Here is a 25,526-nt window from a genome sequence, read left to right as displayed (position 1 = left end):
TGGTCGGCGGCGGGGGCCGTGGTCACGGCTGCGGTCACTGCTCGGCGGCGGGGGTGCCCTCGGCCTCCACGCGGGCGATCGCCTCGGCGGCCCGCTGCAGGGCGGGGAGCAGCTGCAGCGCCTTGTCGGGGGTGAGTCGCATGACGGGGGCCTGGACGGCGACGCACAGGTTGGCGCGTCCGGGGACGAGCACGGCCACGCAGACCAGTCCGGGCAGGAACTCCTCGTCGTCGAGCGCGTAGCCGTTGCGCCGGACGCGCTTGAACTCTTCTTCCAGGGCGTCGAGTTCGGTGACCGTCGTGGGCGTGTACTGCTTGAGCGGGGCGTGGGCCAGGAGCTTGCGGCGCTGGGCCGGGCTCATCTGGGACAGGATCATCTTGCCGCTGGCGGAGCAGTGGACGGGGACGCGCGAGCCCGGCCGCAGGTAGAAGCGCAGCGGCTCCGGGGTCTCGACGCGGTCGAGGTAGACCACCTCGTTGCCCGAGAGCGTGGTGATGTTGCAGCTCTCCCCCAACTCCTCGACCAGGTTGCGCAGTACGGCATGGCGGGCGCCGTGGTGGGTCGCGTTCAGGAGGAGGTTCTCGGCGAGCCGGCGCAGCCGCGCGCCGGTGCCGTAGTGGCGGCCGTCCGCCTGCCGGATGAGGAGCCCGGCCGCCTCCAGCTGCTGGAGCATGCGGTGCAGCGTCGGCTTGGGCATGCCGGTCTCCTCGACCAGACCTTGCAGCGAGACCAACTGGTCCTTGGCCGCGATCAGTTCGAGCAGCGAGAACAGGCGCATCGTCGGCGTATCGCCGTTCAGCGCGGTCGGATCGGGCTCGCGAGTCAGGTCCATGACTCCCCCACGTATAGGGATCACATCTAGAGATCACATCGGCTCAGGTTCCGGAATTTAGCCTAACAGATCTCGTTTTCTTGAACGACTCGTTGACGACCCCGACGGAGCACCCTACAGTCCACCCAGATCCTGATTTCAGGAACGCCACGTACCGATTTCTGCACCCAATGGGTCTGTCGAAGGAGTGGAACCATGAGTGAGAAGCAGACGGACGCCAGCCGTGCCGTCGTCACCGGCGTCCAGAAGATGACCCCTTCAGAGGCCTTCGTCGAGACGCTGGTGGCCAATGGGGTCACCGACATGTTCGGCATCATGGGCTCGGCGTTCATGGACGCCATGGACATCTTCGCCCCGGCCGGCATCCGCCTGATCCCGGTGGTCCACGAGCAGGGCGCCGGCCACATGGCCGACGGGTACGCCCGCGTGAGCGGCCGGCACGGTGTCGTGATCGGCCAGAACGGCCCCGGCATCAGCAACTGCGTCACCGCGATCGCCGCCGCGTACTGGGCGCACAGCCCGGTGGTCATCGTGACCCCCGAGGCGGGCACCATGGGCACCGGCCTCGGCGGCTTCCAGGAGGCCAACCAACTCCCGATGTTCCAGGAGTTCACCAAGTACCAGGCGCACGTCAACAACCCGAAGCGGATGGCCGAGTACACCGGCCGCGCCTTCGACCGGGCCATGTCCGAGATCGGCCCCACGCAGCTCAACATCCCGCGCGACCACTTCTACGGCGAGATCGAGGCCGAGATCCCGCAGCCGAGCCGTCTCGACCGCGGCCCCGGCGGCGAGCAGAGCCTGAACGACGCGGCCGAGCTGCTCGCCACCGCCGAGTTCCCGGTCATCATCTCCGGCGGCGGCGTGGTCATGGCCGACGCCGTGGAGGAGTGCAAGGCGCTCGCCGAACGCCTCGGCGCCCCCGTGGTCAACAGCTATCTGCACAACGACTCGTTCCCGGCGAGCCACCCGCAGTGGTGCGGCCCGCTCGGCTACCAGGGCTCCAAGGCCGCGATGAAGCTGATCTCCCAGGCCGACGTGGTCATCGCCCTGGGTTCGCGCCTCGGCCCGTTCGGCACGCTGCCGCAGCACGGCATGGACTACTGGCCCAAGAACGCGAAGATCATCCAGATAGACGCCGACCACAAGATGCTCGGCCTGGTCAAGAAGATCACCGTCGGCATCTGCGGCGACGCCAAGGCCGCCGCCTCGGCCCTGACCGAGCGCCTGGCCGAGAAGACCCTCGCCTGCGACGCCACCCGTGCGGAACGCGCCGCGAAGACCCAGGCGGAGAAGGACGCGTGGGAGCGGGAGCTCAGCGACTGGACCCACGAGACCGACCCGTTCAGCCTCGACATGATCGCGGAGCAGGAGCGGGAGGAGGGCGACTGGCTGCACCCGCGCGAGGTGCTGCGCGAACTGGAGAAGGCCATGCCGCCGCGGGTCATGGTCTCCACCGACATCGGCAACATCAACTCCGTCGCCAACAGCTACCTGCGCTTCGAGGAGCCCCGCTCCTTCTTCGCCCCGATGAGCTTCGGCAACTGCGGCTACGCGCTGCCCACCATCATCGGCGCCAAGGCCGCGGCCATGGACCGCCCGGCCATCGCGTACGCCGGCGACGGAGCCTGGGGCATGAGCATGGGCGAGGTCATGACCGCCGTACGCCATGACATCCCCGTCACCGCCGTCGTCTTCCACAACCGGCAGTGGGGCGCGGAGAAGAAGAACCAGGTCGACTTCTACAACCGCCGTTTCGTGGCGGGCGAGTTGGAGAGCGAGAGCTTCGCCGGGATCGCCCAGGCCATGGGCGCCGACGGCATCGTCGTGGAGAAGCTGGACGACGTCGGCCCGGCACTGCGCCAGGCCGTCGACGCCCAGATGAACCAGGGCCGGACCACGGTCATCGAGATCATGTGCACCCGCGAGCTGGGCGACCCGTTCCGCCGCGACGCGCTCTCCAAGCCGGTCCGGTTCCTGGAGAAGTACCAGGACTACGTCTGACCGGTCCACGGCACCACCGCCGGAGCCCCGACGGCTCCGGCACCGCCGGCGGCCCGGCCCCTCCGGCAGCCCCGGCATCCCGACCGGCCGCCCGCACCACGACCGCCTGCCCGTCTGCCCTGACCGGTGCGGCGGGTTCCGTACCGCGGGCGTGCCCCGGCGCCGTGTGCGATCCCTCCTCGGGCACCCGGCGCCGGACCGGCCGGACCAGTCACCGCACTGGTCCGGCCGACGCCGGTCTCCTGCGGGGCCGCAACACTCGCATCCCCTCCCCCCTGGCACCCTCTTCCGCCGTCCCCCTCCCAACGGAGCCCCGAACCATGCTCGTTGATCCGCTCGCCCCGGCGCAGCCGCCCGCAGGAGAGGCGGGGCCCGCCGTACACCGCCTGGTCGAATCGTGGGCCGCACGGCTGCGCCGGTACGACCGCCGGCCGCGCGTCGCGCTCGCCGACGGGACCGATGCGCGGGCGCTGTGGGCCGCCGCCCGCCTCGCCGCCCAGGGCGCCGTCACCCCGGTCGTGGTCGGCGACCCCGCCCGCGTGCGGGCGCTCGCCGCCGACATCGGGCTGCAACTCCCGGACGACCCCGACCTGTTCGACATCCTCGACCCCGCCCGGATGGCGGCCGACCCCCGCTACGCGGACACCCTCGGCGCGGCCCTGGACGCCCGCGGCCGGCTCTCGGCCGGCGAACGCCGCGAACTCTCCGCCGATCCGCTGTTCCTCGCCGCCACGGCGCTGCGCCTCGGCGATGTGCGGGCCTGCGTCGCGGGCAGCACCCGCCCCACCGCGGACGTGCTGCGCGCCGGGCTGTACGTCGTAGGCCTGGCGCCCGGCATCCGCACGCTGTCCAGCAGCTTTCTGATGGTCCGTCCGGACGGCCGCACCCTCGGCTACGGAGACTGCGCGGTGGTCGTCGATCCGGACCCCGCGCAGCTCGCCGACATCGCCCAGGCCACCGGCGCCACCTACCGCGCGCTGGCCGGGGAGGACCCGCGGGTCGCCTTCCTGTCGTTCAGCACCAGCGGCAGCGCCTCGCATCCCCGCGTCGAGCGCGTACGCGAGGCCATACGGCTGGCCCGTGCCGCAGCGCCCGAACTCACCGTCGACGGCGAGCTGCAGTACGACGCGGCGGCGGTCCCCGCCATCGGTCATTCCAAGGCGCCCGCCTCGCCGGTCGCGGGCAGCGCCAACACCTTCGTCTTCCCGAGCCTGGAGGCCGGCAACATCGGCTACAAGATCGCCCAGTGGACCGGTGGCGCCGCGGCCATCGGCCCCCTGCTGCAGGGTCTGGCGGCGCCGCTGCACGACCTTTCCCGGGGCTGCTCGGGCTCGGACATCGCAGCGATCGCGCTGGTGGGCGGGTTGCAGGCGATGGAAAGGGCGGCTCCTACGGCCCCCCTGGCGCCCTCGGCCGCTGCAACCCCCACGACTGCTTCGCCCACGCCCGCCCCCGCGCCCGCGCCCGCTCCAGCCGCTCCAGCCGAGTCCGCCCGTTAGCCCGTTGCCCCGTTGCCCCGTTGGCCCGTTGGCCCGCGTCGCCCGCCGTTGCTGCCCGTCCGGCCTGTCCAGCACCTCCGGCCGGCCCGAGCGCATCCGGTTCATCGCACCAGGAGGAGTCCGCATGTCCCTGCCCCGCACCCCCTCCCCGGACGACATCCGCCTCGCCGTCCTCGACCTCGCCGGTACCACCGTCACCGACGCCGGGGCCGTCGAGGAGGCCTTCTCCCGCGCCCTGCGCCGGGCGGGGGTGGTCGAGCGCTCGGAGCGTTGGGCCCGGATGACGGAGCACATCCGCGCCACCATGGGCGAGTCCAAGATCGCGGTGTTCCGCCACCTGTTCGGCGACGATCGAGCCGCCCAGGAGACCAACCTGGCCTTCGAGGAGGCGTACGCCGAGCTGGTCGCCGACGGCCGCTGCCGGCCGATTCCCGGCGCCCGAGCGGCCGTTGAGGAACTCCGCTCGGCGGGCGTCGCCGTCGTACTGAACACCGGCTTCTCACCCCGCACCCGGGACGGTCTACTCTCCGCCCTCGGCTGGCAGGACCTGGCCGACGCGGTCCTCTCCCCGGCCGACGCCGGGCGCGGCCGCCCGTACCCAGACATGGTCCTGACCGCGCTGCTGCGCACCGAGGCCCCCTCCGTGCGGCAGACCGTCGTGGTCGGAGACACCCCCTACGACATGGAGGCGGGCCTGCGCGCGGGCGCGGGCCTCGTCGTCGGCGTGCTGACCGGAGCCCACGACAAGGACGACCTGCGCACGGCGGGCGCGCACCACGTGCTCGACTCCGTGGCGCAGCTCCCCGGCCTGCTCCGGGAACGCTGAGCGGCACGGCCCGCTCCCCCGCGCGGGGACCGGGTCACGCGCGAACGACTGCGGCGTGCTCCCGTACGAGGAGCACGCCGCAGTCGTCTTGTCCTGTCCGCGGAGCGGCACCGGCTCCACGCGCCGGGCCGCACGTCTCACCACTCCCCCGGTCGTTCCTTCTTCCCTCGGCGTCGGGTCACGGCCAGGAGTTCCGCGGCGGGCCCCACGAGGGTGCGCCCCGTCGCCCAGACGGCGCGCAGGGCACGGCGCAGTTCCATGCCCTCGACCTCCACCGGCAGCAGCCGGCCGTCGGCGAGGTCGGCCCGTACGGCCAGTTCGCTGATCACCGCCGGGCCGGTGCCGGCGATCACGGCATTGCGCACGGCGGTGGCCGAGCCCAGCTCCAGGAGCGGCAGCGGCTCGCCCACACCGGCCTTGCGCAGCGCCTGGTCCAGCGTTTCTCTGGTGCCCGATCCGCGTTCGCGCAGCACCAGCGGCGCGGCGGCGAGCTCGGCGATGCCCAGCGGGCGGCGGCGCCGCGTCCAGGGGTGCCCCGGCGCGACCACGACGAGCAGCCGGTCGCAGGCGACCTGACAGGCGGTCAGCCCGGTCGGGGCCAGCGGTGACTCCACGAACCCGAGGTCCGCCATCCCGCTGCGCAGCAGCTCGGGGACGTGCTCGCTGTTGGTCACCTGGAGTCCGATGTACAACTCCGGCCGTGCTCGGCGCAGTTCCCCGATCCAGCCCGGCACCAGGCACTCGGCCACCGTCATGCTGGCCGCCACCCGCAGCTCGGCGTCCCGCTTCGTCCGCAGCGCCTCCGCGCCGGTCAGCAGCCCCTCCATCTCCTGCTGGACCCGCTGGGCCCAGCCGGCCACCGCCCGGCCCGCGTCGGTGAGTTGCGATCCGCGCCGCGTCCGGTCCACAAGTACCAGGCCCAGCTTGCGCTCCAGCATGGAAAGCCGCTTGCTCGCCGACGGTTGCGCGAGGCCGAGCTGCGCTGCCGCACTGCTCAGGCTTCCCGCATCTCCGACCAGGACGAGCAGCCGCAGGGACTCCAGATCGGGCAACTGGCTCATGGCTCCAGGGTATGGGCCGAATCCGGTCCGCAGTCATATCAGTTGGTTATGACCTCCTCGCGAACTCGGGGCTACAACCGCACAACGGGGCGTCCCAGAGTCGAGGCCATGAGCGAAGATCTGGACCGTCAGGTCACCCCACCGAAGGCTGAGTCCGCGTCGGCGGCCCGGCCCTCCGGGCACCGCCCCGAGCCGCCCCTCCCGCGCACGGGCACCACCACGCGCACGAGCCCGACGGGACCGGCCTCACTCGTACCGGGGCTGGCCCTCGCCCTGGCCCTCGCCCTGGCGGCCACGGCGATCGGCAAGGTGTTCCCCCTCGTCGGCGGCCCGGTGGCCGGGATCGTCCTGGGCGTGCTGGTCGCCGCCCTGCTGAAGCCGGGCCCACGCTGGCGTCCCGGCATCGCGTTCGCCGCCAAGCGGGTCCTGCAGATATCGGTCGTCGTCCTGGGTTCCCAGCTGTCGCTGACCCAGATCGTCCACGTGGGCGTCAGCTCGCTGCCGGTGATGATCGGCTCGCTGGTGATCTGTCTGGCCTGCGCGTACGGCATCGGCCGCCGGCTCGGCGTCGTCAGGGACCTGCGTACGCTGATCGGCGTGGGCACCGGCGTCTGCGGCGCCTCGGCGATCGCGGCCACCGCTCCGGTGATCCGCGCGGCCGGCGTCGAGGTCGCGTACGCGGTCTCCACCATCTTCCTGTTCAACGTCGCGGCCGTGCTCACCTTCCCGTTGATCGGCCACCTGCTCGGGATGAGCCAGGAAAGCTTCGGCCTCTTCGCGGGCACGGCCGTCAACGACACGTCCTCCGTGGTCGCGGCGGCCGCCACGTACGGTCCGATCGCTTCGAATCACGCGGTCGTCGTCAAACTCACCCGCACTCTCATGATCATCCCGATCTGTCTGGGACTCGCCTGGCTGGTGCAGCGCCGCGACCGTGCCGAGTCGGACGCCACGACCGGCCCCCGGCTCCGGGTGGTCAAGCTGGTGCCCGTGTTCCTGGTCGGCTTCCTGCTGATGACCACGGCCAACAGCCTCGGCCTCATCCCGGCGGCCGCCCACCCCGGACTCAGCGAGCTCTCGGTCTTCCTCATCACCGTCGCGCTCGCCGCCACGGGACTCTCCACCGACCTCGCCGGACTGCGCCGCACCGGCCCGCGGCCGCTCGTCCTCGGCGCCAGCCTGTGGATCGTCGTCTCCGTCACCAGCCTCGTCCTCCAGTACCTGACCGGAACCCTTTGACCGAACCCTGCGTTGAACGGCCGACCGGCCCCCACCCGTGTATCGGTGGGGGCCGGTCGGCGATGTGCGCGTGCGAGGTCAGGCGGCGGGGGCGCCGTTCAGGCGGAAGCGGACCTTCTCGACCTCCGAGGCAACTCCCAGGGCCTCCAGGTCCTTTCCGTCGACGCGCCCGTCACCGTTCAGGTCCTTCACAGCGTCGGGGGCGTCGTCGTACACCCCGTTGTGGTCGAGGTCGTCGATCACCGCGACGGTCAGGACGGTGTCGACGTCCTTGCCCATGATGGAGTCGCCGACGATCCAGGTGTCCCACAGCCTGGTCGCGTCGGCGGACCGGTCGCTGATGCCCGTCACGTTGAACAGGTTGGCCAGGTTGGTGCCGGGGCCGGCGAACTTGCGGTCCGGGTTGTCGATCGTCGTGGAACCGAGGACGACCAGGCCGGGAAGGCGGTCGTCCTGCCCGGGGGAGAACGTGCCGGGCAGCGGCGGCACGTTGTTGTGCCCGGCGGGGCCGGTGAGCTGCGCGCCGCTGAACCCGGCCTGGCGCAGCCCGTCGGGGCCGCCGGGGTAGGACACCTCCAGGTCCACGAACCAGCCCTTTCCCTCGGCTCCGGCGACATCGCCCTCGGCGGGGGCGAACACCTCGACCTCGACGGGCCTGTCGTCCTTCGGCCGGGCCGCGTTGTCGGACTCGGGGGCGGCCACGGCGGCCGCGACCGCGGTGGCCGCGGCGACCACTCCGGCGGTGGCGGCGGCGAACAGGGCACGCTTGGACGGCTTGTGACGCATGTCTGCTCCTCATGTGCTGATGGGGTTGGTGGAGTTGGTGGGGTTATGGGTGTGCGGTCAGGGACGTGCGGGGGGTGGAGTATTGGGGGTGTGGCCGGGGGTGATCCCGGCAGGGCTGCGTCAGTCGTCGTGCGCGTGCGCCCCGTGGTCCCCGTGGCCCGCGGCGGCGGACTTTCCGGTGGCGCGCGCGACGGTCAGACGGTCGTCGTAGACGCCGGTGAAGCGGGCGAAGACCAGCACCTGGGGTGCGGCGCCCTTGGCGTCGGTGGTGAAGTCGACCAGCGGGACGCGCTCTCCCGACCGACGGGCGTAGAGGGTGTACGCGGTCGAGGGCTCAAGTGCCCTTGCGGAGAGCTGGAGTTGGTCGAGTCCGTCGACGGGGCGTGCGGTCACCTCGACATCGGCGTCCGCCGGTGCGTCGGCCGGTGCGTCGACCGGGACGTCGCGAGTGGCCGCGGACAGGCCCTGGCGTCCGAGTCCGGCGTTCGCCGCGGGCGCGGACCGCGCCACGTACACCAGAGCCTGCGGATCCTGGCCGACGTCAAGGGACTTGGTCACGGTGCGGGTACGGGTGTCGATGACGTCCACGCCGTCGCCGCGCTCAAGGGCCACGTAGACCTTGCTGTTGTCCGGGCTGGGCCAGATGCCGTGCGGTGTGGAGCCGGAGTTGCGGATGCGGTCCACCAGTCGGGGGTGCGCGCCGCGGCGCTCGTAGACCAGGGTCTCGTCCCGGCCTCCGACGGTCACGTACGCGTAGGCGGTGTCGGCCGTGGTGACGAAGTTGATGTGGTTGGTCTCCGGCCCGGTGTCGAGCACGGTCAGGACGCGTCCGGCGCGCACGTCGACGACGGTCACCTTGCCCGCCTTCTTCTGGCCGACCCACAGCTCCCGTCCGTCCGGGGAGAGCGCCGCGTCCGGGGAGAACACGTCGCCGATGCCGCGGATACGCTGCACGACCTTCTTCTGCTCGGTGTCCACGACGGCGACCTCCGCGGTCCCGATGTGGTTGACGTAGGCGCGCTCGCCGTCCGGGCTGAACAGGACCTTGCTCGGCCCCTGCCCGGTCCGGATCCGCTTCTTGACGCCGCCGTGCCGCACGTCGACCACGGCCACGGTGTCCTGCCCGCGCTCGGCGGCCCAGAACTCGCTTCCGTCCGCGCTGAAGAAGCCCTCGTGGGCGGCCCGTCCGACGTACGTCTTGGACACGATCTCGTTGGTCGCCGTGTCGATGACGACCGCCGAGTTGGTGGTGACGCTGACCACGCCGAGGTGGCGTCCGTCGCGGGAGAAGCCGAGCCCGTGGACCCCGACCTCCTTCAGGTACTGCGCGCCCAGAACGCCGTCGAGCCGTTGCGAGCCCAGGGCGAGCGTGCCCAGGACCTGGTCCTTCGAGGGGTCGATGACGGTGACGGTGTTGGACGTCTGGTCCGCCGTATAGACCCGGTCGGACGGGGAGACCGCCTGTGCGCCCGGCAGCGCCGGCGCCTGCACCGGGGCGTTCGACCGTCCTGCCGCCGGGGCGCTTTCGGACGACCGCGGCGCCGGCGCACCGCCGCGGTCCGCCATCGCCACCCCGACCCCGCCCGCGGCCACGACCGCCGCAGCCGCGGACGCCGCGACCACGTTCCTGCGGAACTTTCTCGTTCCCACTTCGACCTCCTCCGATGACCGGTTCCGGGTCGTGTACGCCGGGCGGGACGTTCCGGTTCACCGAAGGGTGAATAAAATTCGAGCTGCTTCGTTCCGTATTTCGAGATCGGGCCCTGGCCAGGCGGTATCGGGATCCCGAGGTTGCGGCGTGAGCCGTCCTGGCTCCGGTGACCCACGCCGACGTTCAGGTGCGCATCTCCAGCAAGGGCTTGCCGTCGCGGGTGGCCACGCGCAGGGTCGCGACCTGATCTCGCGGGATCGAGGAGGCGCCGCGCAGCCGGGCGCTGCCGTTCGGCGTGGACGTCCAGACGGCGGCCTGTTCCCGCCGCCCGTCCCGGTCGACCACCCAGGCGACGAAGTGCTCGCCCGCCGGCAAGTCCTCGACGTGCAGGGCGACTTCGGTGCCCCAGGCCCGCGCCTCCAGACTGCCGTGACCACTCGCGGGGCTGCCCGCGAGGGCGGTCAGCGGTACGCCGTCCGGCCCTGGCCCGGCGGGCGCGGCGGGGTGGTCGTGGTTGAGGCCGACGACCCCGACAGTGCCGCCGCCGATGATCAGGCCCGCTGCCGCCGCGGCGGCCACCAGGGCAAGGCGCGGCCGCCGGCCCCAACGGCCACGGCGTCCGTCGGACCGCCCGGCGGACTCGTCGGACCGCTCGGCGCGGGCCTTGGCGACCAGCCCCTCCCACGTGGACTCCGGCGGCGGAACGTCCTCGGGCGGTGGCCCCGCCTGGTGGAGCAGGCCCGGCAGGACGGCGTATGCGGACAGTTCCTCCCGGCAGGAGTCGCACCGCGCCAGATGGGATTCGAGGCGCTCCCGGTCTCCCGCGCCCAGGCCGCCGAGCACATAGGCCCCGAGCAGCGTGTGCAGCTCCTCGTGCTGCTGCCGGTTCTGCTCCTTCACCGCACCACTCCCATTTCCTCCAGCACCGTCCGCAGCGACCGCACGGCGTAGTACGCCCGGGACTTCACGGTCCCTGCGGGAATCCCGAGCTTCGCGGCGGCTTCGGCAATGCTGCGTCCCCCGTAGTACAGCTCGACGATCGTCGCACGGTGCTCGGGTGAGAGCCGGGCCAGCGCCTCGGTCACCAGCCAGCCGTCGAGCATCCGCTCCAAGTCGTCGGCGGCCGCCGCGGACTGGATCGCCTCGTCGTTCTGGACCAGGCGCGGCCTACGCTGCTCCGCGCGCCACTGGTCGGTCAGGACGTTGCGCGCGACCGAGAACAGATAGGAGCGGGGGTTGCCCCGGTGCGCGTCGATGGCGTCCAGATTCCGCCAGGCCCGCAGCAGCGTCTCCTGCACCACGTCCTCCGCGCGCTGCCGGTCGGACACATAGCGCAGCACGAAGGCGTGCAGGACGCCCGCATGTTCGTCGTACAGCGCGCGCAGCAGCTGTTCATCCGCCGTCATGACCCACTTCCGCTCCGCTGTCGTCGGCTCACCACGGGTGGTGTACGACAAACCGGCGCCCCCGGTTCACCACCTCGGCGCCTTCCGGTTTTTACGACAGCGTCCCCGGCCGCTCGGTCCGCCTGCCGGTCGGAGCCGGGTCGGGATATTCGTTGGCCGCCGCCTGTTGCCGGTGTTCATACTGCCGCGATGGATCCAGTGACTCTCGGGACGGACCGTCTGGTGCTGCGGGCCTTCACACCTGCCGACGTGGATGCGGTGTACGAAGCCTGCCAGGACGAGGACATTCAGTTCTACACCCCGGTGCCGGTGCCGTACCGGCGTGCGGACGCGGAGCAGCTGGTCGGTGAGAAGTTGCCCGCTCAGTGGGCCGAGGACAGGGACTACACCCTCGGCGCGTTCCGCAGGGACACCGGTGCCCTGGTCGGCTCGTACTGCCTGACCCTCATCAGCCGTGGCGTCTGGGAGCTCGGTTACTGGGCGGTCAGGGAACAGCGCGGACGCGGGTACTCGGTGGAGGCCGCTCGCGCCCTGTGCGACTGGGGCTGGGCCACCCTCGACGTGCACCGCATCGAGTGGTGGGCCATGGCCGGGAACACCGGCTCGCGTGCCGTCGCCGAGAAACTCGGCTTCACCGTCGAAGGGACCCTGCACCGTCGCGGCATCGCCAACGACGGCAAGCCGCACGACTGGTGGGTGGGCGGACTGCTGAGGCCCTGATGCCGCCAACTCCGCTGTGTTGCGGGGCTGTTCACACCCCCGGGTGCGTCGCCGGCCGGGCCGCCCACGCGGCGGCCGCCGCCCGGTAACTGCCGAAGGCCGAGAAGTCGACCTCGCCCGGCGGCCCCCAGACGACCAACAACCGCAACGACCCCTCCCCCGTGTTACGTACGTCATGCTGCGCACCCGGAGGGGCCAGAACCGCATCGCCCGGACCCAGTCGATACTCGACATCGTCGACCCGCATCACCGCACTGCCCTCGACGACGACATACAGCTCCTCCAGCGGCCGGCCCTCCCCATGGGCGTGCATCCCCTCCCTGCCACCAGGCGCCAGAGTCCAGGACTGAACTGCCACGGGCAGCCGCGTGCGGTCATGGAAGTACCACTGGATACGGGTGTCGGGGGAACCTTCGTGCAGCGCGTAGTCGAAGTCCCCCTCCCCTGCACGTTCGATCATGAGTGGGCTCCTGCGGTCATGCGGCGGTTCCTCCGACCGACGCATGCAAACACTGGATGATCTCCGATGGCAAGGGAGGGGAGCGGACAGCCGGGACGGCCTGACCGTGCCCGCCCTGCAGCCGCCCGACTCCCCCTCTACACCGGCTCCGTGACGTCCCGGTAGTTGCCGAGGAACTTCACCGCGCCCTGCTCCACGCGGTACAGGAACAGGCCCTCGAGCCACTCGAAGGAGCCGTCGGCCGGGTTGAAGCCGAGGGGTTTGGCGAGGCCGTCGTACCGGGCGGCGCGCAGGCGGGTCGTCGTCGAGCCGCGTTCCGGGCCGCCCTCGGACGGGCGGCGCAGGGAGCGGGCGACGAGCAGCAGCGCGTCGTAGGCCTCCAGGGCGAACGGCGCGGCGGGGCCGGGGGCGGGGGCGTCGGGGAAGCGCTCGGCGTAGGCCGCGGTGAAGCGGCGGGCCGCGGGCAGCCGGCTCGCATCGGCGTACGTGGCCACGCACAGCCAGCCCTCGGCGGCGTCCCCGGCCTCCTGCAGGAACGGGAACCGGGACCGTTCGGGGCGGAGGACGGGTTCCGGTGCCATGCGGGGGCCGTCGAAGCCGCCGCGCCGCAGGGCGAGTGCGCACCGGGCGGCGCGGCTCGGCGACGTTCCGGCGTAGACCACCGCTCCGGCGCCGGACTTCCGTACCGCTGCGGCCGCCGCGTCGAACTCCCCGTCGTCCTGGGCGACTTGGTGCACGGTGACGCGGCCTCCGGTGGGCGGGGCCTGCTGGATCCGTTCGACCAGGCCCCAGTCCTCGTCGCCGGTGGCAGCGCGGTCGTCGACGACGGCGGTGTGCGCGATGCGCTCGACGGCGCCGAGGTGGCGGACGAACGCGGTGCCCAACTCGGTGGTGTCGGCGCGGAGTTGGAAGAGGGCCTGGCGTGATCCGAGGTTCAGGAGCGACGGGGACGCGGAGACGGTCACCATGGGCAGCAGCGCCTCCTCGTACCGCTCGGCGGCGGCCGTGAAGCCGGCGTCCCCGGTGGGCCCGAGTACGGCGACGACCGCGCGGTCCGCCACGAACCGGCCCGCCACCTCCGCGGCCGTACGGGCTTCGCCGCGGTCGTCGCGGACCTTCAACTCCAGGTCGAAGGGCCGGTCTTCGGCGGCGTTGAAGTGCGACACGGCGAGCTGTGCGCCGCGTTGCTGCGCCCGGCCCGACTCCCGCTGGTCGCCGGACAGATCGGCGTGCAGACCGATGGTGTGGCGCGGCAGGGCGGCCTTGCCGCCGCCGGTCCGGGCCCCGCGTGCGGCGTAGAGCCCGGCCCCGGCGGCCGCCGCTCCGAGCCCGGCGCCGAGGCCGATCCGGAGCAGCCTCCGCCGGGTGGGGCGGCCCGTCCCGTGCACGGTCGCGGCGGCCGTGCCGTCCTCGGCCGTTGCGCCCGGGTCGGAGGCCGGGGGCTCGGGGACGGGGGGCTCGGGGACGGGCAGGGAGAGGACGGCGGCGGTGCGTTCCGCGACGATGCCGGGCAGCGGGGCGGGCAGCCAACTGCCGTCCGCCACAGGCGAGTCGGCCGCGAGCTCTTCCCGTACGGCCGTGGTGTCGGGACGGTCGGCGGGGGACTTGGCAAGGCAGGCGTGCAGCAGCGGCAGGAGGGCGGCGGGGGCGCCGGTCAGGTCGGGCTCTTCGTGGACGGTGCGGAACAGCGAGCCGGCCACGGTGGCCGCGTCGAAGGGGCGCCGGCCGGTCGCGGCGTAGGCGAGGACGCAGCCGAGGGCGAACACGTCGCTCGGCGGTCCGGCGGTGTCGGACCGGGCCTGTGCCTGCTCCGGAGAGAGGAACCCGGGTGAGCCGATGACCAGGCCGCTGGCGGTCAGCGCGGTGCCGCCGTCGGCGCGGGCGATGCCGAAGTCGATCAGGCGGGGCCCGTCCAGGGCGAGCAGGACGTTGCCGGGCTTGACGTCGCGGTGGACGAGCCCCGCCGCGTGCACCTCGGCCAGCGCCTCCGCGAGCCGGACGCCCAGGACGCGCACGGCCGGCTCGGGCAGCGGGCCGTACCCGTCGACGGCCTCGGCGAGGCTCGGGCCCGGCACGAACGGGGTGGCGAGCCACGGCAGTCGGGCCTCCGGGTCGGCGTCCAGGACCGGCACGAGCCAGCGTCCCGACAGCCGTGCCGCGGCCTGGGACTCGCGCCGGAAGCGCACCCGGAACCGCGGGTCGGCGGCGTGCTCGGCGCGCACCAGCTTCACCGCGGCGTGCGTGCCGTCCGGCGAACGGGCCAGGAAGACCACGCCCATCCCGCCCGCGCCGAGGCGGCCGAGCAGCGCGCGGCCGCCGATCTCGGCGGGGTCGCCGGGCCGCAGCGGCAGCACGGCGGCCGGCCGGCCGCGTGCCTCTTCGCTCATCGGCCCGCCTTCGTCGGGTCGTCGTTCGCCGGGCCCTTCGCCGGGTCGCCTCCGGGCACCGGGCCGAGGAAGCGGAGCTTGCTGTTCTCGACCCGGTGCCGGTAGCAGAGCTCGCCCTCGTAGCGGCCGTTGTCCCGGTTGAAGGAGAGCGGCTTGGTGACTCCGCGGAACTCGGCGGCGCGCAGCAGTTCCGCGAGCCGTGCGCGCTCCGGCGGGCGTCCGTCCCGCGCCGCCCGCACCAGCCGGTCGATCGCCAGGTTCGCCGCGTCGTACGCCTCCACCGCGTACCGTCCGGGCGACGCATCGAAGCGGCGGCGGAACGCGCGGACGAACTCCGCCGCCTCGGGCAGCCGCTCCGGGTCGACGTACGACGTGCCGAGCAGCCAGCCCTCCGCAGCCTCGCCCGCGCCGTCGAGGAAGGCGGCGTCGGCGAGCTCCTCCGTCCCGAGCCGGGGCCCGTCGAAGCCGGCGTCGGCGAGCTTCCGGGCGACGCTCACCGCGCCCTCGGCGTGCCCGGCGTAGACGAACGAGTCGACCTTCGCCCGCAGCATCTCGCCGACCTGCGGCCCCAGATCGTCCAGGCCGGCCGGGACGACCCGCGGGTGGAAGCGCGTCTTCTCCTTGCGCATCGCGTCGGCGACGCCCTGCGTGATCTCCCACGCGACCGGGTCCGTCGTACGGTCCTGCAGCAGCCCCGGGTACGAGACCTTCTCCTGCCGGGTCAGCTGGATCGCGAGCCCGAAGCCGAGCGCGTACACGAGCGGCCTGCAGTGCAGCGGCGCCCGGTACCGGCGGCCGACCAGGCGGAACGCGCCCGGCTTGACGAGCAGCATCGGCAGCAGCGCCTCCTCGTACGTGCCGACCGCGCCGTCGACGCACGCGTCGGACGTGGGGCCGACGACGGCGAGCACGCCACGGTCCTGCACCAGGCGCTGCGCGGCGGACCGGGCCCGCCGCTCGGAGCCGCCGTCGTCAGCGGTCCGCAGGTCGAGCGGGAACGGCTTGTCACGGCGCGCGTTGTACTGCTCGACGGCGAGCCGCACGCCCTGCTCGTGGGCCCGCCCGTCGGACTTGCCGGGGCCGCTGAGGTCGGCGTGCACACCGAGCGCCCAGCGGTCGGCGTCCGGGGGCGAGTCGTCGCCGCGGCTCCACGCCCACAGGGCCGCGCCCCCGCCCGCCGCGAGCAGCGCGCCGCCCGAGCCGAGCAGCAGGAACCGGCGCCGGCTGGCAACACCGGCCGCCGGCACCGCAGTTGACGTCGGGGCCGTGGGGTCCGTCGGGTTCGCCGGGTCCGTCGGGTCCGTCGGCCGGTCGGCGAGGGTCGCCTCGATGCCGGGCAGCGCCAGCATGCGCGCCGAGCGGTCCGCGATGTCCCGTACGACGTGGTCGGGCAGCCAGCCGCCGCCGGGCTCGTCGGCCCCCGCGAGGCGGGACTCGATCTGCTCGGGAGCGGGCCGGGCCGCGGGGTCCTTGGCCAGGCACTCCGTGAGCAGCGCGCGCAGCGCGTCGGCGTCGGGGTCCGCGCCGCCGGTGCCGCCGATCCCGGCCAGGTCCGGCTCGTCGTGCACGGTCCGGTAGAGCATCGCCTCGGCGGCGCCCTCGCCGAACGGGGCCCGCCCGGTCGACGCGTACGCGAGGAGGCAGCCGAGCGAGAACACGTCGCTGGGCGGGCCGAGTTGACCGGTCCGTGCCTCGGCCTGTTCCGGCGAGAGGAAGCCGGGGGTGCCTGCGACGAGGCCCGTCGCGGTGAGCGCGGTGCGGCCGGCGGACCGGGCGATGCCGAAGTCGATGAGGCGGGGTCCGTCGACGGCCAGGAGCACGTTGGCGGGCTTGACGTCGCGGTGGACGAGCCCGGCCGCGTGCACGGCGCGCAGCGCGGCGGCGAGCATCCGGCCGAGGGCGCGCACGCTGTGCGTCGGCAGCGGGCCCGAGCGGCGGACCTCCTCGCCTAGGGACGGGCCCGGCACGAACTCGGTCGCCAGCCAGGGCGTGGGCTCGTCGGGCCCGGCGCCGGTCACCGGTGCCGCCCACGGGCTGACGACCCGTCGGGCGGCCTCGACCTCGCGCCGGAAGCGGGCCCGGAAGTCCGGCTCGTCGGCGAGTTCGGGCAGCACGACCTTCACTGCGGCGAGTGCCCCGGCGGCGGACCGCCCGAGGTAGACCACTCCCATCCCGCCCGCGCCGAGGCGGCCAAGGAGGCGGTGCCCGCCGATCGCCGACGGATCACCGGGCAGCAGCGGCTCGGTCACTTCCGCACCCCCAGTTCGAGGTCGACGCGGGCCGCCATATGGCCGACGGTCTTCGCGCCGACGGCGAACACCTCGTCCGCGGTGTGCCCCTCGCTGCCGTGCACCGCGACGGCCAGGGTCACGGTGCCCAACCGGAACACGTCCCAGACGTACGGGTGCGGGCTGCCCGGCAGTTCGCTGTGGACCTGGCCGCTCTCCTGCAGGTAGTCGGTCGCGCCGCTGGTGTCGGGGTCCAGGTCGCCGCCGGAGCGCAGCCCCGTGACCCGCTCGGCGCCGCTCAGCCGCTGTTCGGGGCAGCGCAGCGGCTCCTCAAGCGTGCGGGCCATCTCCCAGCGGGCGGCACTCTCGGTGCGGTGGACCGTGACCACGGCGGTGACCCGCAGCGGCCCCGCGTCCCCCCTCTCGGGCAGCTCACCGCGCCGGCCGACGCTGACGAAGTCCCCCTCGGAGAGCGGGCGTTGGGCCCACACGCAGTCGTCACCCAGCTCGGCGCTGCGCCGCGGGCTGCCCTTGTAGCCGGAGTCCCTCTCGTACCCGGCGCCCCAGTCCTCCGGCCGCGCGATCACCTTGCGGGCGAGCTTCAGGGCCTCCGCCCGGTTCTCGGGCTGCCGCTCGGGGTCGGGCACGAAGTCCAGGAACCGCTCGGAGGGCTTGTCGGTCGGCGTTCCGGAAGGCTTGCCCGAGGGCTTGTCGGAAGGTTTCGCAGTGGCGGGCGGCCGGGTCCCGCCGGACGGTTCGGCGGCGCTCCCGTCCGCCTCGCCCCCACCGCCCCAGCAACCCGTCACGAGCAGGCCGACGGCCACAACCCCACTGCACAGCCGCACCTGCGCGCGCCTCCGCGCGCTCGCCTTCCGCGCCATCCCGTCCCCCTGAGCACCGCTTCCACCACGGCGAATGTCGTCGTACGGGGCCATCGTGCCCGCTGCCCACGCACCTGCCGACAGCGGGACGGCCACCTGTGACGGAACCGATGCGCGGCGACAGCCACGGCGTTACGCAGTGGATGGCCGGTGCGTGCCCGGCGTGGTCCGCCTGGTCGGTGAGTTCGTCGACGAGCGGTCGGCTGGACCGGCTCGACGCCGGCCAAGACCGGGTTCCGATGCCGTCGGCGTAGGGAGCCGAGTCTCCGCCGGGGGCCAGTGGGGATTTCTCATGAAGATCACTTGCAGTGGCGGTCGAGGGCCAGCAGGCATGACGGCCCTGATCAGCAGCCTGAGGGCACGCACAGTGCGAGGTGGACGTCGAGGCGTCGTGACGTCTCCGCTACCTGACGCGCACCAAACACGCACACTTCGCCTGACAAACTGCGCGGGACATCGCCGTATCGGCGAACAATTTCATGACATAGCGAGGGTCTGAACACATGCGCAAGGCACGTATCGCACTGACGGCCGCCCTGGTCACCACGCTCGGCCTCGGGCTCACGGCCTGCGGTGGCGGCAGTGAGGACGGAGCGACGGAGAAGGAGTCGCCGGCGGCTTCGACGCCCGCGTCGGCCAAGGAGAGCCCGAGCGCCGACGGCGGCGAGAACGAGGGCGGCGACACCGAGCCCGCGGGCGACGTCGCCGCGCCGGGCTCCGAGCTCAAGGTCGGCGACAAGGCGGTCCTGCCCTTCGAGTACGCCAAGAAGAAGGGCACCCTCGCCATCACCGTCACGGCGATCGACAAGGGCGCCGAAGCCGACCTGTCCCAGTTCGGCGCGCGGGCGAAGGGCCTGACTCCGTACTTCATCAAGATGAAGGTGGAGAACGTCGGCGACGCCGATCTCTCGCGCGCGTACGTGCAGTTGAGGGGCCTCCTCGACGGCGGCCAGAGCACCGGCGTCTCGCTGATCGGCGACATCCCGGGCAAGTGCGACAAGGAATCCGCGCCCGCCGAGTTCGCCAAGGGCGCGTCGTTCGAGACCTGCTCGCTCGCCGCGTCGCGCAGCGGTGACGTCACGGGCGCCGAGTTCGACGAGGGCGACGCGTACAGCGACAAGCCGGTCGTCTGGACCGCCGGCTGATCCGTCCCCGTAGCCCTGCGGAAGGGGCTCGGCTCTTCGGAGTCGGGCCCCTTTTCCGTTGCCTGCCTCCACCTGCCCCTGCCCCTGCCCCTGCCTCTGCCTCTGCCCCTGCCTCTGCCTCTGCCTCTGCCCCCAGATCGCACTTGTTGCACTATTGGCAACGCGTTGCGCCCACCGCTACGCTGAGCGATCTTCGTGTCGCCCTGGAAAATCCGAGCGGAACGGAGCAACGGGCAATATGCCGAAGGTTTCTGACTGGCGGCCGGGCCGCGCTGTGACGAAGGTTCGACCGGCACGGCTCTTGGCGGTGATCGCGCTGGCCGTAGCGCTGATCGTCGGCGCCACCACGCTGTGGCCCCGCGGCGAGGCCACAGCCGCGGAGACGGGTGGGACGGGTGGGCGGGCCTCGGCCCAGCTGAAGCACTGGCCGCAGGCCGTGCGCGCCGAGCTGGCCGAGCTCATGGACAAGAACGCCCATCAGGGCCGGTACGCGGTCTTCGACGCGGACAACACCACGTACCACCACGACCTGGAGGAGGCGCTGCTGCCCTACCTGGAGATGAAGGGGGTGCTGACGCGCGCGACGATGGACCCGTCCTTGAAGGTCATCCCCTTCAAGGACACGGCGGATCACCGGGAGAGCCTCTACAGCTACTACGTCCGGCTGTGCGAGATCGACGACCAGGTGTGCTACCCCTGGGTCGCCCAGATCTTCTCCGGTTTCACGTTGAAGGAACTCAAGGGCCACGTCGACGACTTGATGGCGTACGGCAAGCCGATCCCGGCGGAGTACTACGACGACAACGGCCGCCCGACGCCGACCGAGGTCGAGCCCCCTGAGCTGCGCACGGGCATGCAGGAGCTCTACCAGGCCCTGCGGGACAACGGCATCGAGGTGTACGTCGTCAGCGCCGCGAGCGAGGAACTCGTGCGGATGGTCCTGGCCGACCCGAAGTACGGATACGGCGTGAAGCCGGAGAACGTCATCGGCGTCACCATGCAGCTGCAGAACCGCAGGACGGGCGACGTCACCACCGCCCGACAGCGGATCGCCCAGGGGAACTACGATCCGGCCCAACTCGCCGACTGGGAGCTGACCCCGCGACTGTGGGCGCCGCTGACCTGGTACCACGGCAAGCCGGCCGCGATCAGCGAGTACATCGACGAGTGGAAGAAGCCCATCCTCGTCGGGGGCGACACTCCGGCGAGCGACGGGCCGATGCTGTTCCACTCGCTGGACGTGGACCGCGGCGGCGCACGTGTCTGGGTCAACCGCAAGGACAAGTACCTGACGCAGATTCAGGAGATGCAGCGGAAGAACGCCGCGGCGCAGCGCGAGGCCGGACTGAAGGTGACCGCCGACAAGCGCTGGTTCGTGGTCACCCCGGAGGAAGTCGCCTGACGTGTTGTCTGCACCGGTCGGGTGACCGTGCGGAGGGCGGGGCCCCGGCGACAGGACGACTGTCGCCGGGGCCCCGCCCCCGTTCCACGGCCCGCGTCTCTTACCGGAGCGACAGCTCACGACACGCTAATTTGGGGCGCCCCGAAGCAGAGGAGAGCCCCGTGGGCAAGGTGGTCATGTACAGCTCGGTGTCGGTGGACGGCTTCGTCGCGGACGAGAACGACCAGCCCGGACCGCTGTTCGACTGGCTGTCCAGCGGTGACGTCCCGTTGGACGAGAGCGGCGTGCTGAAGGTGTCGCAGACGTCCTACGACTACACCCGGCCGTACTGGGACCAGATCGGAGTCACGGTCGTCGGCCGCCATGTCTTCGACCTGACGGACGGCTGGGACGGGCAGCCGCCGGGCGGGATCGACCACGTGGTCGTCGTGACGCACCGGCCGGCGCCCGAGGGCTGGGACCCCGGGGCGCCGTTCCACTTCGTCAACGGCGTCGAGGCAGCCGTGGCCAAGGCGCAGGAGCTTGCGGGAGACCGCCTGGTCGAGGTCGCCGCCGGCGACGTCGGTGGCCAGGTGCTTGCCGCGGGCCTCATCGACGAGGTGCGCATGGACGTCGTACCCGTCGTGTTCGGGTCCGGCAAGCGCTACTTCGGATCGGTCCACGCGCAGCACCTGCTGGAGGGTCCTGACGCGGTGCTTCAGGGCAACCGGGTGCTTCACCTGCGCTATCGGGTACGCCGAGCCACTCACTGAGCCGAGCGGAGCCGGGCCGACCCGAGCCGAGCCGCGCGCGGCCGTCCGCGCAGCCGCCCGCGCAGCCGCCCGCGCAGCCGCCCGCGCAGCCGCCCGCCACGACACAGAACCTGCTCAAAGCGCATAGGGGTAGAGACCGACCTTCTCCCGGTCGACAAAGAGCTCGACCCACGTGACATCGACATCACCGGGCAGCGGATCAGCAAGGTCCAGCAAGATGCTCGTACCAGCGGACCGCGGCGTGACCGAACGAGGTCCGGACATCGGCCAGCCACCGGCCTCCGGGAGACTTTGCCACCTGCACCACTTCGACCAACACCGCTCGATCATGCAGAGGAGACCGACGCGGCAGCAACGGGCGGCGCAGGACTCTCACTTCGGTGTCGCTGTCGATGACGTCCGAGGCGACGGGGCTGCTCGCCGGGCCTCAACTGCGCCGTACTGACGTCCCGTTCATGGTGCCCGGGACCGGGGCGCCCTGCCCGAAGGCCGCGCAGAGTCAGCCGCTGTCGCAACCGATGCCGTCACCGTCGGCGTCGAGCCGGTGGGGATCGTCGGAGCCGACCCACACGGGGTTGGGTACGTCACGGCAGTCCACATCCGGCGCGCCGGCGGGCGGGCCTGGCGGGAGACCGGCCGGGTTGTCCGCGTCCGGGGGATCTGGCGCGACCGGTTCCGGTTCGGGCTCCGGCTTGACCGGAGGGTTCGGGGTGACCGGAGGGCTCGGCTCGTCCGGAGGGTTCGGCTCGTCCGGAGGGTTCGGCTCGTCCGGAGGGTTCGGCTCGGGGCAGGCCGCCCAGAGACCGGTCGCGGTGGTCTCGGCTTGCTCGCCGTCGCGGCTGATCTCCGGCCACCGGGCGTCGTTCGGCGGGTACAGCTTCGCCTTGGCGTGACCGCTTTCCACCAGGGACGCGTTCACGAACACGCCCTGCTCGTTGAAGAGGTAGAGCAGGTAGCGGTCATAGGGGTCTTTCAGGTCGACGTCACGCTCGTATCGCAGGGCCGACCCCGGGGGCAGCAGCTCCGCCAGTCGCGCGGTGGCCCGCTCGGCGAAACAGGTGCCCTTCTCCGGCGCGTCGATCGCCAGCAGACGCACCCGCGCCACCTCACCGGCAGGCAGCACGTCGCCGTCGCCCCGTACGTCGAGCGTGTCCCCGTCGACGATGCGTACGACGGTGGCCTCCGGGCGCGGAGCAGGAGCGTCGGGATCGCTTCGCCGCGGGCCGGGGTCGGCGGGGCGGGAGGGCGGGGTGGCCGGCGTGCCGCGCTGCCGGTCGGAGTCGGAGGGCGGGGTGGGCGGGGTGGGCGAGGTGGGCGGCGTGGACGTCGTGGCCGGCGGGGAGGAGGCGGGCGCGGACGCGTCCTCGGGGTTGCCGGACAAGCCGATCCCCAGGCCGACCAGGGCGACGAAGCAGGCGACGAGGACGATCAGAACGGTCCGCCAGCGAGGCCCGCGGCCGCCGCCCCCCGCACGCCGGAACCGCCCCCGGCGCGGAGGCCGCGGGCCGTCCGAGCCGGGCGGCCGTCGAAGAGCGCGCGAAGACGCGGGCCGCGGAGTGTTGCGGCGCCAAGCTCCGGGATCGGGTGAAGAGCCCATGTCGTGCCACCCAAAGCGTAGGTATATCGCCTTTCAGTACACGCAGGCGCGGTCGGCGCGACAAGAGCCGAGTGGCCCATATACGCAGGACACGTGGACATACCTTCCGAACCGCCGCACCCGCATCAGTTGTGTGGCCCAGCAGCAGATCCGCAGCCCGGGTGTGGGCCGAACTGCACCGCGCGGTGCTGGACCGACTCGGTGCGAACGGGGAACTGAACTGGTCGCGGTATGCCATCGACTCGGTCAGTATCCGCGCGGTCAAACGGGCCGCTGACCGGACCGAATCCGACCGATCGCGGCAAGCTCGGGTCGAACGATGTCTTGGCTCAACGGCTGCCGCCGGTTACACCGCCGACACGAGCGCAAGGCCGAGCACTTCCTGGCCTACGTCGGCATCGCCGGCACCCTCATCTGCTACCGCCGCTCCACCAACTGAGGTGACGCTCTACCCGAACGGCGTTACGCCCGTGGTTCCCTGGTCGGTATAGATCGCCACGGCGCCGAACGCGACGCCCAGGCCGTCGCTGAGCACCAGCAACCGCCCGGCGAAGCTGCGCACCTCACCGTCCGCGCACAACACCGGCAGGTCAGCTGCAAGATCCTTTACCTGGGGTTCTCGCATAGCCCGGTGGAACCCTGCCCAGTGTGTCTCACGCAGATGCTCGGGCACGATCAGATCCAAGGTGCTGCCGACAGCCTGCGCAGCGGGGTACCCGAACAGTCTCTGACACCCCCCGTTCCACTGCGTGATCACGCCGTGGACGTCGGCGACAACAATCGCCCGACCACACTCAGGCTCCCGCTGAACAACCGCCTCCATGGCTGACACAACGATGCCGAACGAATCAAGACACTGCCTTAGCCGCTGCGTTCGACCACGGGCGACAACCTCGGTGCCGCCAGGGGCACGGATGCCGGAGTCGTCGATTCCTGCGCAGAGTTGATGCTCCGCACGGGCCATGGCCATGAGGCGCAGCCAGGCTGCCCATTCCGCTTGGTTCTCCGGCCGAACTCCGTACATCCGTACATCCGTAGGTGCACCGCATCGGCTGCGGCGGTCGAACCAGGTGCTTCCACCACCCAGGCGCAAGCCGCGGCATCGAGAAAAGCGGCGGCAGGCAAGTTGGCCAACACAGCGCCGCCATCGAGGAGTTCACCGAAACGACCGGCCTGCACGGCGTGCATGGCAAGCCCCTCGGCGGCATACTGAGACGCTTCTGCGATCAGCGCACCGAGGGCGTCCTGTGCGTCGTCGCGGAACCTGTCGTCACGATGCAGTACGCGAATGTGACGTGAGCCGGCACTGTCGTGCGGGGCGGTATCCATCACAACTCTCGGGCCATTGAGGCTCCATGAGTATGCGTTGCTCTGGATCGGTACGAACGCCGGCACGGCGGAGGCCGAGCTTCGCGTAGAGCTCGGTTCCTCAGATGGTCAACGCCTGGGGCTGGGCGGTGAGTTCGTCGAGTGCGCTGGGTCCGGTGACGGCGGAGCTGTTTCCGGGCTTCCTGGTTAGCGTCCCTGACAGGCGTGGTTCGTGGGTGGCTCGGATGCAGTGGGGGTTCTGGTCGTCAGGCGGCGGTGGTGAGGGGTTGTTTGGTGTCGGCCGTGGGGGTCGGTGCTGCGGTGACGGTGTGCTTGGCGGTGCGGCGGCCGTAGAGGTTGTTGGCGATGACGGCGGTGAGGGTGAGGGCGGCGCCGGCGAGTTCGGCGGTGGTGGGCCGGTGGCCGCGGACGGCTTCGACGGCGAAGGCGGTGAGGGGGACGAGGTTGATGAACAGGACGCCGTTGGCGGGTCCGAGGGTGCGGGTGGCGTGGTTGAAGGCGAGGATCGCGACGGCTGTGGCGGGGACGGCCATGTAGAGGATCTGCCACCAGCTGGCGGTGTAGTCGGCGATGCCGGGGGTGGGGATGGCGCCGAGGGCACCGGCGGTGAGCGTGACGATCGCGATGGTGAGGGTGCCGAGGACGCTGGTGACGGCGGTGTAGCGCAAGACCGAGAAGGCCGGGAAGCCGGCGGCGCTGGTGGTGTAGATGACCCAGCCGATCACTCCGGTCAGGATGCAGAGCCCGCCCGCACCTATGCCGCCGGTGAACACGACGAGCGGGTTGCCGTCGCCCAGGACCATGGCCACGCCGGTCAGGGCGAGCAGGACCAGGCCCAGGGTGATGCCGGTGGGGCGCTTCTTGGTGCGGGCCCACATCACGATGACGGTGATGGCGGGCATCGCGGCCATGATCAGGGAGGCGGTGGGGGCCGGGGTGGACTGCAGGCCGACGTAGGTGAGGAGGTTGAAGGCGGCGAAGCCGAGCGAGCCGAGCCCCCAGAGCTTGAGGAACTTCCCGTCGGTGCGCAGCGCCGCGCGGCCTTCGACGGCCAGCAGGGCGATCACGAAGATCGCGGACCCGAGGGCGAAGCGGGCCAGAGTGAGGTGGAAGGGGTCCACGTGGCCGAAGGCGGACTTGGCGACGGTGAACATGCCGCCGAACGCGAGGGCGGTGGCCAGTCCCCCGGCAGCTGCGGCGGCGGTCTTCATCTCGGCCATGTGGGTCTCCCAGTGGTGCGGGTGGCGCAGATTCGCCAGTTCCAGTGTTCGCTTGTTGGCGAACACCTGGGTTAACGTATGCGCATGACCGAGAGCCGGTC

22 protein-coding genes and 1 pseudogene are annotated in these 25,526 nt (G+C 72.1%); 10 read left to right on the top strand and 13 right to left on the bottom strand.

All coding sequences use genetic code 11. The annotated features are described in order from the left end of the window. Positions 1-34 precede the first annotated feature (34 nt). On the bottom strand, positions 35-832 hold the full coding sequence (locus tag QIS96_RS17770) for an IclR family transcriptional regulator (protein ID WP_282543600.1): 798 nt from the start codon (positions 830-832) through the stop codon (positions 35-37). A 195-nt stretch (positions 833-1,027) separates the two neighbouring features. On the opposite strand from QIS96_RS17770, the gene xsc reads away from it, so the two are divergent. The 3 genes from xsc to QIS96_RS17755 all read left to right on the top strand — a co-directional run bounded on the left by xsc (position 1,028) and on the right by QIS96_RS17755 (position 5,161). After that, entirely contained in the window at positions 1,028-2,836 is a 1,809-nt protein-coding gene (gene xsc, locus QIS96_RS17765; RefSeq protein ID WP_282543599.1) for a sulfoacetaldehyde acetyltransferase, read from the top strand. A gap of 320 nt (positions 2,837-3,156) precedes the next feature. After that, positions 3,157-4,335, top strand: coding sequence for a phosphotransacetylase (locus QIS96_RS17760; protein ID WP_282543598.1), 1,179 nt, complete (start codon positions 3,157-3,159; stop codon positions 4,333-4,335). Between the two features lie 124 nt (positions 4,336-4,459). Beyond that, positions 4,460-5,161 (top strand): phosphonatase-like hydrolase, encoded by a 702-nt coding sequence (locus tag QIS96_RS17755; RefSeq protein WP_282543597.1) that lies wholly within the window; start codon positions 4,460-4,462, stop codon positions 5,159-5,161. Positions 5,162-5,298: 137 nt separating this feature from the next. Here the strand turns inward: QIS96_RS17755 and QIS96_RS17750 are convergent, their stop codons facing one another. Continuing rightward, a complete protein-coding gene (locus QIS96_RS17750) occupies positions 5,299-6,222 on the bottom strand; it encodes a LysR family transcriptional regulator (protein WP_282543596.1) in 924 nt (307 codons plus the stop codon). Positions 6,223-6,330: 108 nt separating this feature from the next. Between QIS96_RS17750 and QIS96_RS17745 the strand changes: the two genes are divergently transcribed. Next, complete coding sequence (locus QIS96_RS17745; RefSeq protein ID WP_282543595.1) at positions 6,331-7,461, top strand: YeiH family protein; 1,131 nt, start codon at positions 6,331-6,333, stop codon at positions 7,459-7,461. Between the two features lie 78 nt (positions 7,462-7,539). Here the strand turns inward: QIS96_RS17745 and QIS96_RS17740 are convergent, their stop codons facing one another. The 4 genes from QIS96_RS17740 to QIS96_RS17725 form a co-directional block, all read right to left on the bottom strand. Beyond that, entirely contained in the window at positions 7,540-8,247 is a 708-nt protein-coding gene (locus QIS96_RS17740; protein ID WP_282543594.1) for a hypothetical protein, read from the bottom strand. A gap of 120 nt (positions 8,248-8,367) precedes the next feature. Beyond that, entirely contained in the window at positions 8,368-9,897 is a 1,530-nt protein-coding gene (locus QIS96_RS17735) for a beta-propeller fold lactonase family protein (protein WP_282543593.1), read from the bottom strand. Between the two features lie 184 nt (positions 9,898-10,081). After that, positions 10,082-10,798: a zf-HC2 domain-containing protein gene (locus QIS96_RS17730; RefSeq protein ID WP_282543592.1), complete on the bottom strand. Its 717-nt coding sequence runs from the start codon at positions 10,796-10,798 to the stop codon at positions 10,082-10,084. After that, positions 10,795-11,304 carry a sigma-70 family RNA polymerase sigma factor gene (locus tag QIS96_RS17725; protein WP_282543591.1) on the bottom strand — a complete coding sequence of 170 codons (510 nt, stop codon included), beginning with the start codon at positions 11,302-11,304 and terminating at the stop codon, positions 10,795-10,797. Before QIS96_RS17725 ends, QIS96_RS17730 begins: the two co-directional genes overlap by 4 nt. Positions 11,305-11,493: 189 nt before the next feature. On the opposite strand from QIS96_RS17725, the gene QIS96_RS17720 reads away from it, so the two are divergent. Continuing rightward, complete coding sequence (locus QIS96_RS17720) at positions 11,494-12,024, top strand: GNAT family N-acetyltransferase (protein ID WP_282543590.1); 531 nt, start codon at positions 11,494-11,496, stop codon at positions 12,022-12,024. A gap of 31 nt (positions 12,025-12,055) precedes the next feature. Here the strand turns inward: QIS96_RS17720 and QIS96_RS17715 are convergent, their stop codons facing one another. From QIS96_RS17715 to QIS96_RS17700, 4 genes are all read right to left on the bottom strand, one after another. Continuing rightward, on the bottom strand, positions 12,056-12,484 hold the full coding sequence (locus tag QIS96_RS17715; protein WP_282543589.1) for a cupin domain-containing protein: 429 nt from the start codon (positions 12,482-12,484) through the stop codon (positions 12,056-12,058). Positions 12,485-12,621: 137 nt separating this feature from the next. Next, a complete protein-coding gene (locus QIS96_RS17710) occupies positions 12,622-14,871 on the bottom strand; it encodes a bifunctional serine/threonine-protein kinase/ABC transporter substrate-binding protein (RefSeq protein ID WP_282543588.1) in 2,250 nt (749 codons plus the stop codon). Further along, a complete protein-coding gene (locus QIS96_RS17705; RefSeq protein ID WP_282543587.1) occupies positions 14,868-17,120 on the bottom strand; it encodes a bifunctional serine/threonine-protein kinase/ABC transporter substrate-binding protein in 2,253 nt (750 codons plus the stop codon). Before QIS96_RS17705 ends, QIS96_RS17710 begins: the two co-directional genes overlap by 4 nt. Beyond that, positions 17,117-17,923, bottom strand: coding sequence for a hypothetical protein (locus QIS96_RS17700; protein WP_282543586.1), 807 nt, complete (start codon positions 17,921-17,923; stop codon positions 17,117-17,119). Before QIS96_RS17700 ends, QIS96_RS17705 begins: the two co-directional genes overlap by 4 nt. Before the next feature lie 560 nt (positions 17,924-18,483). On the opposite strand from QIS96_RS17700, the gene QIS96_RS17695 reads away from it, so the two are divergent. From QIS96_RS17695 to QIS96_RS17685, 3 genes are all read left to right on the top strand, one after another. Next, complete coding sequence (locus tag QIS96_RS17695) at positions 18,484-19,125, top strand: hypothetical protein (RefSeq protein ID WP_282543585.1); 642 nt, start codon at positions 18,484-18,486, stop codon at positions 19,123-19,125. Between the two features lie 238 nt (positions 19,126-19,363). Further along, positions 19,364-20,527: an HAD family hydrolase gene (locus tag QIS96_RS17690; RefSeq protein ID WP_282543584.1), complete on the top strand. Its 1,164-nt coding sequence runs from the start codon at positions 19,364-19,366 to the stop codon at positions 20,525-20,527. 161 nt (positions 20,528-20,688) lie between these two features. Then, a complete protein-coding gene (locus QIS96_RS17685; RefSeq protein WP_282543583.1) occupies positions 20,689-21,279 on the top strand; it encodes a dihydrofolate reductase family protein in 591 nt (196 codons plus the stop codon). Between the two features lie 499 nt (positions 21,280-21,778). Here QIS96_RS17685 and QIS96_RS17680 read toward each other — a convergent pair whose 3' ends face one another. Further along, positions 21,779-22,660: a thermonuclease family protein gene (locus tag QIS96_RS17680; protein ID WP_282543582.1), complete on the bottom strand. Its 882-nt coding sequence runs from the start codon at positions 22,658-22,660 to the stop codon at positions 21,779-21,781. A gap of 371 nt (positions 22,661-23,031) precedes the next feature. Here QIS96_RS17680 and QIS96_RS17675 point away from each other — a divergent pair. Then, a pseudogene (locus QIS96_RS17675) lies at positions 23,032-23,191 on the top strand (IS5/IS1182 family transposase); the annotation flags it as partial. A 133-nt stretch (positions 23,192-23,324) separates the two neighbouring features. Here the strand turns inward: QIS96_RS17675 and QIS96_RS17670 are convergent. Continuing rightward, complete coding sequence (locus QIS96_RS17670) at positions 23,325-23,846, bottom strand: PAS domain-containing protein (RefSeq protein WP_282543581.1); 522 nt, start codon at positions 23,844-23,846, stop codon at positions 23,325-23,327. Between the two features lie 68 nt (positions 23,847-23,914). Here QIS96_RS17670 and QIS96_RS17665 point away from each other — a divergent pair, with 68 nt between their 5' ends. Then, the gene (locus tag QIS96_RS17665; RefSeq protein WP_282543580.1) at positions 23,915-24,175 is read left to right on the top strand and encodes a hypothetical protein; all 261 of its coding nucleotides are present in this window, start codon (positions 23,915-23,917) and stop codon (positions 24,173-24,175) included. 275 nt (positions 24,176-24,450) lie between these two features. Here QIS96_RS17665 and QIS96_RS17660 read toward each other — a convergent pair whose 3' ends face one another. Continuing rightward, positions 24,451-25,491, bottom strand: a complete 1,041-nt coding sequence (locus tag QIS96_RS17660; protein ID WP_282543579.1) for a DMT family transporter — start codon at positions 25,489-25,491, stop codon at positions 24,451-24,453. Positions 25,492-25,526: the final 35 nt, after the last annotated feature.

The sequence above is a fragment of the Streptomyces cavernicola genome (assembly GCF_029968035.1).
Lineage (GTDB): Bacteria > Actinomycetota > Actinomycetes > Streptomycetales > Streptomycetaceae > Streptomyces > Streptomyces cavernicola.
The sequence above is the reverse complement of the archived record's forward strand: the minus strand, read 5'-3'. Positions and strand labels throughout refer to the sequence as shown.